The sequence below is a fragment of the Nocardioides stalactiti genome (assembly GCF_014180715.1).
Taxonomy (GTDB): Bacteria; Actinomycetota; Actinomycetes; order Propionibacteriales; family Nocardioidaceae; genus Nocardioides; species Nocardioides stalactiti.
In genome coordinates this window covers 1-8,592 of the sequence record NZ_JACEFC010000150.1, presented here as the reverse complement: position 1 = coordinate 8,592, position 8,592 = coordinate 1, and the positions used below count along the sequence as shown (strand labels likewise).

Annotated in this window: 11 protein-coding genes and 1 pseudogene; 5 read left to right on the top strand and 7 right to left on the bottom strand. The window is 70.0% G+C overall.

Annotated features, from left to right (window positions below; all coding sequences use genetic code 11):
- The 4 genes and pseudogenes from H0487_RS20395 to H0487_RS20380 form a co-directional block, all read left to right on the top strand.
- Positions 1-267, top strand: a pseudogene (locus H0487_RS20395) (FUSC family protein); the annotation flags it as partial.
- Positions 268-335: 68 nt separating this feature from the next.
- Complete coding sequence (locus H0487_RS20390) at positions 336-1,409, top strand: ferredoxin reductase (RefSeq protein WP_183096058.1); 1,074 nt, start codon at positions 336-338, stop codon at positions 1,407-1,409.
- A gap of 17 nt (positions 1,410-1,426) precedes the next feature.
- Positions 1,427-2,644, top strand: coding sequence for a fatty acid desaturase family protein (locus H0487_RS20385; RefSeq protein ID WP_183096057.1), 1,218 nt, complete (start codon positions 1,427-1,429; stop codon positions 2,642-2,644).
- Positions 2,641-2,997, top strand: a complete 357-nt coding sequence (locus H0487_RS20380) for a hypothetical protein (protein ID WP_183096056.1) — start codon at positions 2,641-2,643, stop codon at positions 2,995-2,997. Before H0487_RS20385 ends, H0487_RS20380 begins: the two co-directional genes overlap by 4 nt.
- Here H0487_RS20380 and H0487_RS20375 read toward each other — a convergent pair.
- The 4 genes from H0487_RS20375 to H0487_RS20365 are packed head-to-tail and all read right to left on the bottom strand — an operon-like array spanning position 2,987 to position 5,937.
- Positions 2,987-3,502, bottom strand: a complete 516-nt coding sequence (locus tag H0487_RS20375) for a DUF402 domain-containing protein (protein ID WP_183096055.1) — start codon at positions 3,500-3,502, stop codon at positions 2,987-2,989. The genes H0487_RS20380 and H0487_RS20375 overlap by 11 nt on opposite strands.
- Before the next feature lie 49 nt (positions 3,503-3,551).
- The gene (locus H0487_RS20370; RefSeq protein WP_183096054.1) at positions 3,552-4,388 is read right to left on the bottom strand and encodes an SDR family NAD(P)-dependent oxidoreductase; all 837 of its coding nucleotides are present in this window, start codon (positions 4,386-4,388) and stop codon (positions 3,552-3,554) included.
- Entirely contained in the window at positions 4,385-4,807 is a 423-nt protein-coding gene (locus H0487_RS23620) for a hypothetical protein (RefSeq protein ID WP_246384033.1), read from the bottom strand. Before H0487_RS23620 ends, H0487_RS20370 begins: the two co-directional genes overlap by 4 nt.
- A complete protein-coding gene (locus H0487_RS20365; protein ID WP_246384031.1) occupies positions 4,717-5,937 on the bottom strand; it encodes a flavin-containing monooxygenase in 1,221 nt (406 codons plus the stop codon). The genes H0487_RS23620 and H0487_RS20365 overlap by 91 nt, the downstream gene beginning before the upstream one ends.
- Before the next feature lie 49 nt (positions 5,938-5,986).
- On the opposite strand from H0487_RS20365, the gene H0487_RS20360 reads away from it, so the two are divergent.
- A complete protein-coding gene (locus H0487_RS20360) occupies positions 5,987-6,580 on the top strand; it encodes a TetR/AcrR family transcriptional regulator (RefSeq protein ID WP_183096053.1) in 594 nt (197 codons plus the stop codon).
- A gap of 19 nt (positions 6,581-6,599) precedes the next feature.
- On the opposite strand, the gene H0487_RS20355 is transcribed toward H0487_RS20360, so the two are convergent.
- The 3 genes from H0487_RS20355 to H0487_RS20345 form a co-directional block, all read right to left on the bottom strand.
- Positions 6,600-6,812 (bottom strand): hypothetical protein, encoded by a 213-nt coding sequence (locus tag H0487_RS20355; RefSeq protein WP_183096052.1) that lies wholly within the window; start codon positions 6,810-6,812, stop codon positions 6,600-6,602.
- A gap of 46 nt (positions 6,813-6,858) precedes the next feature.
- A complete protein-coding gene (gene rocD / locus H0487_RS20350; protein ID WP_183096051.1) occupies positions 6,859-8,082 on the bottom strand; it encodes an ornithine--oxo-acid transaminase in 1,224 nt (407 codons plus the stop codon).
- A gap of 66 nt (positions 8,083-8,148) precedes the next feature.
- Positions 8,149-8,592: sensor histidine kinase (locus H0487_RS20345; RefSeq protein ID WP_183096050.1), on the bottom strand; the 444-nt coding region annotated here is incomplete at its 5' end.

Below are 8,592 nucleotides of genomic sequence, written 5' to 3'. Positions count from 1 at the left end.
GTGCCGTCGTCGTACGCCGACCTCACCGCCGACCTGGCGATCGCCGTCGACGCGATCGCCGCCGAGCTCGCGGGCGACCGGATGCCCGAGGCCGCGCGCGACCTGGTGCTGTCCGTCGGTCAGGGGACCGGTCTGGTCGAGCGCAGCGCCTATCTCTCGGGCGACGCGATCCTCGCCCAGCTCCGGTCGATCGTGGTCGACCTGCTGCTGGTCACCGGCATGGGCCAGCTCGAGGCCACCGACGCGCTGCCCCCGCCCCAGCGCTGACCCGGCTACCCAACTCACCAGTCCTCATCCGTCTTGAACTCCTCAGTGAACACTTGTTCTCTAGGGACATGGCGAGCACCATTCCGTGGGAGCGCGTGCGTCGGTCGGCGTCCAAGCTGACGACGCCGCTCCACCCCGACGACTACCTCCGTCTCCTCAACCCGCTCTGGAGCGCGCGCGAGCTGCGCGGCCGGATCGAGAAGGTCGTCCCGGAGACCGAGGACGCCGCCACCTTGGTGATCAAGCCCGGTTGGGGCTGGCGCTACGACCACCGTCCCGGCCAGTACGTCGGCATCGGCGTGCAGGTCGAGGGGCGGTTCCAGTGGCGCTCCTACTCGGTGAGCTCGCCGCCCGAGCGCAAGCGCGGCACGATCACCATCACCGTCCGGGCGATGCCCGAGGGCAAGCTCTCCAGCCACCTCGTCAGCGGGCTCGAGCCCGGCACCATCGTCCGGCTCGCCCTGCCCGACGGGGAATTCGTGCTCCCCGACCCGCCTCCGCCGCGGATGCTGTTCCTCGTCGGTGGTAGCGGGGTGACGCCGGTGATGGCGATGCTCCGCACCCTCGACCGACGCGGCACCATGCCGGACGTCGTCATGCACTACTCCTCGCCCACCCAGGAGCGGATGATCTTCCGCGAGGAGCTCGAGGAGATGGAGCGGAAGCACGACGCGCTGACGCTCCACCGGCTGCACACCGACACCGACGGCATGCTCCAGCTGTCCGACCTCGACACGATCTGTCCGGACTGGCGCGAGCGCGAGACCTACGCCTGCGGTCCTTCTCCGATGCTCGACGCGATCACCGAGCACTACGAGGAGAACGACGCCGCCGACCGCCTGCACCTCGAGCGCTTCTCCCTCGAGCTCGGGGGCGAGGGGGGCGAGGGTGGCACGATCACGTTCCAGAACTCCGGCAAGACCGTCGAGGTCGACGGCGCCACCACCGTGCTCGAGGCCGGCGAGGAGGCCGGCATCGGCATGCCGTTCGGCTGCCGGATGGGCATCTGCCACACCTGCACGCTCACCCTCATCTCCGGCAAGGTGCGCGACCTGCGCAACGGGGACGAGTACGACAGCCCGAACGAACCCGTCCAGACCTGCATCACCGCCGCCGTCGGCGACTGCAAGCTCGACATCTGACCCAGGAAGGAATCCACATGGCCATCTCGGACGTCAAGGAGTACACCCACCTCACCGAGGACGAGGTCGATCAGATCGGGCGTGAGCTCGACCAGATCCGCGCCGACATCGAGGAGTCGCGTGGCGCGTCCGACGCGGCCTACATCCATCGGATGATCCGCATCCAGCGCGGCCTTGCCGCCGCTGGCCGGATCACCCTGCTGGCGGGGACCCAGGTCAAGGAGACCCGCAAGCCCGCGCTGGCCCTGGGAGCGGGTCTGCTCGGCGTGGCCAAGATCCTCGAGAACATGGAGATCGGCCACAACGTCATGCACGGCCAGTGGGACTGGATGAACGACCCGGAGATCCACTCCTCCAACTGGGAGTGGGACACCGCCCAGCCCGCGGAGCAGTGGAAGCACTCCCACAACTACATCCACCACCAGTTCACCAACGTGCTCGGCTACGACAACGACATCGGCTACGGCATCCTGCGGATGGCGCGCGAGCAGAAGTGGTCGCCGGCCAACCTCGGACAGCCGGTCTACAACGCCCTCCTCGCCAGTCTCTTCGAGTGGGGCGTGGCGCTCCACGACCTCGACGTCGAGCGCATCCGCAAGGGCAAGAAGGACCCCAAGGAGCTGAAGCGGCAGCTCCGGCAGGTCGTCCGCAAGGGCCGCAACCAGGTCCTCAAGGACTACGTCGTCTACCCGGCGCTCGCTGGCCGGCGGTGGAAGAGCGTGATGGCCGCGAACGTCGCCGCCAACGTCACCCGCAACCTGTGGTCCTACATGATCATCTTCTGCGGGCACTTCCCCGACGGCGCGGTGCACTTCACCGAGGAGGAGATCGCGGACGAGTCCCGCTCGGAGTGGTACCTGCGGCAGATCCTCGGCTCGGCGAACTTCGAGGGCGGGCGGCTCCTGCACATCCTCTCGGGCAGCCTGGGCTTCCAGATCGAGCACCACCTCTTCCCGGACCTGCCGAGCAACCGGTACCCGGAGATCTCCGAGAAGGTGCAGGCCCTGACCGCGAAGTACGACATCCCCTACACCACGGGGCCGCTCCACCGGCAGTACGGCCAGACGCTGCGCACCATCCTCAAGCTCTCGCTGCCGAACTCCTGGACCAGCAGCGACCAGCCGGAGCCGCCGACGCCGCCGCACGACCGCAAGCGCCGCGGGGACGACGAGCGTCCTTCGCGCCGCTCCGAGCTCGGCGGGTGGTCGCGATCCTCGGCGCAGGCGCGCGGGTGAGGACGCCGCCGGGCCTGGACGGTCCGTTCGCCTGGGAGGTCGGCCCCGAGGGAGGGCTGGGCGGCCTGGTGGGCCGTTCGGTCACCCAGTGCGCGCTCAGCCGGGTCTGCGGGGTCTGCGCGGAGCCGCTGGGCCGTCCGGTCGTGTTCGTCGGCACCCCCGAGGAGGTCGGCCGCAACGCCTTCCACGCTCCGCCGCTCCACGACGAGTGCGCGCAGGCGCTGCTCCGGACGCCGGGCGCCGACCCGGAGTGGCGCCAGGTCGAGACGGCCGGCTTCGAGTTCGTGCGGCCCGCGCGCGAGGACGACGACCGCCGCCCGACCTTCCAGCCGAACTCGTTGATCAGCGGCTGAGCAGCCGGTCCAGCCACACCTGGTGGCTGCCGTCGTACGGCGCCGCACCCCGCTGCACCGCGGCGAGCACGTCGGCCGCGGACCGCTCGGTCATGGCGACGACGTCGGCTGGGTAGCCGTAGCTGACCTGGTGCTCGGCGAACTCGTCCTCGTCGTCGAGGAAGACCGTCCCGTCCTGCAGTCGGACGACGTCGAGGTCGAGGTCGACGGCGTGCAGGGTCGCCCCCTCCCACTGTGCCGGCGTCGTCATGTCGACGTAGGTCGCCGCCTTGGCGTGCTCGTCGTTGAAGCCGGCCACGTGGGCAGCGCCTCCTGCCGGGACCAGCACCGCGCTGGCGAAGGTCGCGACGAACTCCATCCCGGGACGGGCATAGTGCGTGCCCCTCGGCACGCCGAGCCACTCACCGTGGACGTCGGCGCCGAGATAGGTCGCGTCGTACTCCCAGTGCGGCCGCCCACCCCACTTGGTCATCACGACCCGGACCGGGTCACCTGGGGTGGGCATGCCGCCCATCTTGCCTCGGCCGCGCGGGGGCGGGGCCGAGGCTGGGCCGTCAGACGACCTTGGTCGGCAGCACCCGCTTGGACCCGAACGCGATGACGTCCTGGTAGCGCGAGCCGGCGAGCTTGCCGAAGGTGTGGATCGCGTGCGCGTCGAGGCCGACGAGCACGCGGGCCTGGTTCTTCTTGATGCCCTTGACGATGATCTCGGCGGCCCTCTCCGGGGTCATCCGCGCGAGCTTCTCGTCGAAGAGCTTGGCCGTGGCGGCCTTGTCCTCGTGCTCGGAGACGCGGGCGTTGCGGGCGATGGCGGTCTTGATCCCACCCGGGTGGACGGCGGTGACGCCGACCTTGTGCCCCGCGATGAGCATCTCCTCGCGGATCGCCTCGGTCATGCCGCGGACCGCGTACTTCGATGCGTTGTACATGCTCTGGCCCGGCATCGAGACGAGGCCGAAGAGCGAGGAGATGTTGACCAGGTGGCCGTCGCCGGACGCGATGAGGTGCGGCAGGAAGAACTTCGAGCCGTGCACGACGCCCCCGAGGTTGATGCCGAGGATCCAGTCGATGTCCTTCATCTCGAGGTCGACGAAGTCGCCTGCGAGCGCCACGCCGGCGTTGTTGACGACCACGTTGACCTGGCCGAACTGGGCGACCACGGCGTCGGCGTAGGCCGCGAACGCGTCACGGTCCGCCACGTCGAGCTTGTCGCCGCGGACCTCGGGTGAGCCGGCCTTCTCGGCCAGCGCGACGGTCTCGTCGAGTCCCGCCTGGTCGACGTCGGACAGCGCGAGCCGCGAGCCCTTGTCCGCGAGGTTCAGTGCGAGCGCGCGGCCGATGCCCGAGCCCGCTCCGGTGATGACGACGACCTTGTCCTTCAGGGACTTCATGCGAGTGCCTCCTCGGCAGTGGTGCTGCGGGTGCTGCTGGTGGGAGCGGCGAGCGCCTGGACGTCGTACTTGTCGGCGTCGAACTTGGACAGGTGGTTGCGGAACGTGAAGGTCTGTCCCGGCCAGAGTGTCGTGTTGTTGCCGAACTTGTCGAGGTACCAGCTCGCGCAGCCGCCGGTGGTCCAGACGGTCGGCTTCATCCTCTCGCGCATGAGCGCGGTCCACTCGGCCTGCGCCTCTGCGGTGGGCTCGATGGCGCCCAGGCCGGAGCGGCGCATCGCCTTCGCGGCCTCGACGACGTAGCGGACCTGCGACTCGATCATGAAGATCATCGACGAGTGGCCCAGGGCCGTGTTGGGGCCGACGATCTGGAACAGGTTGGGGAAGCCGTTGATGGTGGTGCCCTTGTAGGCCGCCATGCCCGCCTCGTCCCAGACGTCGGCCAGGGTGCGACCCGCACGACCGGTGATGTGCTGGGCGATCGGGGGCTCGGNTCGGTGACGTAGAAGCCGGTGGCGACGACCAGCACGTCGATGGGGCGCTCGACGCCGTCGGCCGTGACGACGGCGTCGCCGGTGACCTTGGCGATCGGGTCGGTGACCAGGTCGACGTTGTCCGAGGCGAGCGCCGGGTACCAGGCGTTGGAGATGAGGATGCGCTTGCAGCCGGCGCGGTACGACGGCGTGACCTTGGCGGCCAGCTCGGGATCGGAGATCGCCTTGGCGATGTTCTTCTTGCACTGGCGCTCGACGACCTGGAGCAGCTGCGGGAAGCGGGTGAACGCGGGGGCGCGACCCTCGAGCTGGGCGTAGACGCCGGCGCGGACGGCCTTCTGGAGACCGGGGACGCGGCGGAACGCCACCTTCTCGACCTTCGTGAACTCCCGCTCGTTGCGGGGGATGATCCAGTTGGGCGTGCGCTGGTAGACGTCGAGGTGCCCGACGACCTTCTGGAGCTCGGGGACGAGCTGGATCGAGGAGGCGCCGGTGCCGATGACCGCGACGCGCTTGCCGGTGAGGTCGACGTCGTGGTTCCAGCGCGCCGAGTGGAAGATCTCGCCCTGGAAGTCCTCGATGCCCTCGATCTCGGGGAGGCGGGGCTCGGAGAGGCCGCCGGAGCCGGAGATCACCGTGCGCGCGGCGTACTCGCCGCTGCTGGTGCGGACCAGCCAGCGCTGGGCGGCGTCGTCCCACGCCGCGTCGAGGACGGCGGTGTCGAAGACGAACCGGTCGAGGACCTGGGCGTCCTCGGCGACCTTCTTGGTGTACTCCCAGATCTCCTGCTGGGGGGAGTAGACCTTCGACCAGTCGGGGTTGAGCGCGAAGGAGTAGCTGTAGAGCTGGCTCGGGACGTCGCACTCGGCACCCGGGTAGGTGTTGATGTGCCAGGTGCCGCCGACGTCGCTGTCCTTCTCGATGACGACGAAGTCGCGCTCGCCGGCCTCCTGGAGCTTGATCGCAGCAGCGAGCCCGGCGAAGCCGGCGCCGACGATGAGGTGGTCGACCAGGGTCGCGGACGACGGCGAGGTCTTCGAAGTCTTCTTGGGCATGGGGAAGACGGTATTGGCGTTATTGAACTTTAGTCAATAGAGTGGCCTTGTGACCGCGACCACCCGCACCCGACTCTCGCCCGAGGAGCGCCGCGAGCAGCTCCTCGAGCTGGGTCTCGAGCTCTTCGCCGGTCACACCATCGAGGACATCTCGATCGACCGCCTGAGCGAGCAGGCCGGCGTCTCCCGCGGGTTGCTCTACCACTACTTCGGCAGCAAGCAGGGCTTCCACGAGGCCGTCATCCAGCGCGCGGCCGACGACCTGGTCGCGGTCACCGCGCCGCCGGAGAGCGACGACCCGATCGAGCGCCTGCTGGGCTCGCTGGCGGCGTACGTCGACTACGTGATCACCAACCATCCCGGCTACCGGTCGCTCGTGCGTGCCGCGGCCGGCGGCAACGAGGCGGTGCGCGGCGTCTACGAACGGGCGCGCGGCCAGATGATCGACCGGACCTTCGAGACCCCCGGCGTCGACGAGTTCATCGCGGACACGCCGCTCACCCGGCTCGTGGTCCGCGGCTGGGTGGCGTTCGTCGAGGACGCCGTGCTCACGTGGTGCGAGGACCCGAGCGGGGTGACCCGCGAGGAGCTCGTGCGGCTCGTCACCGACGCGCTGCCCGCGGTCGTCGCGACCGTCGAGTGACACGTGCGCCCATCGGGCGCTACTTCGAGGGCTGTGGCGTCTCGCAGTCGACCTTCGGGTTGACGCCCAGGTAGTTGAGCGGGCCGGCGACGATGGTCAGCGCGGTGTCGGCGAAGTCGCGACAGCTGACCTCGCGGTCCGGGTTGAAGTAGCCGCGCTGGAACGCCGCGACCGCTCCGATGATGAGCCACACCACGACGACCAGGCTGCCGATGCCACTTCCGCTTCTCATGACGGGCAGAGGTACCCGAATCGGGGCGTGCCAGTCGGCCGGTCGGTCAGCCGAGGACGGCGGCCAGCTGGTCGACGCCCCAGTGCAGGTCCTCGTCGGTGATGACCAGCGGGGGAGCGAGGCGGATCGTCGAGCCGTGGGTGTCCTTGGCGAGGACGCCGCGCTCCATGAGCCGCTCGCAGACCTCGCGGCCGGTGGCGAGGGCCGGGTCGATGTCGATGCCCGCCCACAGCCCGCGGATCCGGAAGTCGACGACGCCCTTGCCGACGAGAGCCTCGAGGCGCCCGCGCAGGATCTCGCCCAGCTCGGCCGCACGGGCCTGGAGCTCGCCGGTCGCCAACATCCGCACGACCTCGAGCCCGACTGCGCAGGCGAGCGGGTTGCCGCCGAACGTCGAGCCGTGCTGTCCGGGCTTGAGGACGCCGAGGACGTCGCGGTCGCCGACGACGGCCGATACCGGGACGATGCCGCCGCCCAGGGCCTTGCCGAGGACGTAGAGGTCGGGGACGACGCCCTCGTGGTCACAGGCGAACGTCCTGCCGGTGCGGCCCAGGCCGGCCTGGATCTCGTCGGCGGCGAACAGCACGAACTCGTTGGTGCAGATCTCGCGGACGCCGCGGAGGTAGCCCTCGGGCGGGATGATCACGCCGCCCTCGCCCTGGACCGGCTCGATGAGGACGGCCACGGTGTTCGGGGTGATCGCTGCCTCGAGGGCGGCCAGGTCGCCGTACGGCACGGTGTCGAAGCCGGGCGTGAACGGCCCGAAGCCGTCGCGCGCGTCGGGGTCGTCGGAGAAGCCGACGATGGTGGTCGTCCGGCCGTGGAAGTTGCCGCTCGCGACGATGATCCGGGCCTGGTCGGCGGGGACGCCCTTGACCTCGTAGCCCCACTTGCGGCTCACCTTGATGGCGGTCTCGACGGCCTCGGCGCCGGTGTTCATCGGCAGCACGAGGTCCTTGCCACACAGGTCGCCGAGTGCCGCGGTGAAGTCGGCGAAGGTGTCGTGGATGAAGGCGCGGCTCGTCAGCGTCAGCTTGTCGAGCTGGTCGTGGGCCACCGCGAGCAGGCGCGGGTGGCTGTGACCGAAGTTGAGGGCGGAGTAGCCGGCGAGCAGGTCGAGGAAGCGCTTGCCGTCGACGTCGGTCATCCAGGCGCCCTCGCCGTTCGCGAGGACCACGGGCAGCGGGTGGTAGTTGTGCGCGGTCCGCGCCTCGGCGCGCTCCACCTCGCTGGACGTGATGGACGTGCCCGTCGTACCGGTGATGCTCATGGTCGCCTCCCTCGCTGCGTTGCGTGCTCCCACCTGTGTATCACGGATTGTCAGACAATCCGGCATTCAGGTCGCGAGGTCCACGCGGATGCGGGTCTCGCCCGGCTCGCTCGTCAGCGTGACGGTGCCGCCGTGGGCGCTCACGATGGCCTTGACCAGGGCCAGGCCGAGGCCGACGCCGCCCTCGCGGTGCCGGCTCGCGTCGCCGCGGGAGAAGCGCTCGAAGGCCACCGGCAGCAGGTCGGCGGGGAAGCCCGGTCCGTCGTCGCGGACCTCGAAGCCGTCGTGGTCGACAGCGACCGTGACGGTGGTGCCGGCGGGGGTGTACTTGCGGGCGTTGGTCAGCAGGTTGGTGAGGACCTGGCGCAGCCGAGCCTCGTCGCCGACGACCTCGACCGCGGCGGCGTCGTCGGCCGTCGGCAGCTCCACGTGCCACCGGTGGTCCGGAGCGAGCACGCGCGCGTCGGTGAGGGCCTCGACGACGAGCCGGGACAGGTCGACCGGCTCCTC

Coding starts and splice junctions, on each gene's coding strand:
- H0487_RS20390 (WP_183096058.1), top strand. CDS start 336: ATGGCGAGCACCATTCCGTGGGAGCGCGTGCGTCGGTCGGCGTCCAAG.
- H0487_RS20385 (WP_183096057.1), top strand. CDS start 1,427: ATGGCCATCTCGGACGTCAAGGAGTACACCCACCTCACCGAGGACGAG.
- H0487_RS20375 (WP_183096055.1), bottom strand. CDS start 3,502: ATGCCCACCCCAGGTGACCCGGTCCGGGTCGTGATGACCAAGTGGGGT.
- H0487_RS20370 (WP_183096054.1), bottom strand. CDS start 4,388: ATGAAGTCCCTGAAGGACAAGGTCGTCGTCATCACCGGAGCGGGCTCG.
- H0487_RS23620 (WP_246384033.1), bottom strand. CDS start 4,807: ATGGCGGCCTACAAGGGCACCACCATCAACGGCTTCCCCAACCTGTTC.
- H0487_RS20355 (WP_183096052.1), bottom strand. CDS start 6,812: ATGAGAAGCGGAAGTGGCATCGGCAGCCTGGTCGTCGTGGTGTGGCTC.
- rocD (WP_183096051.1), bottom strand. CDS start 8,082: ATGAGCATCACCGGTACGACGGGCACGTCCATCACGTCCAGCGAGGTG.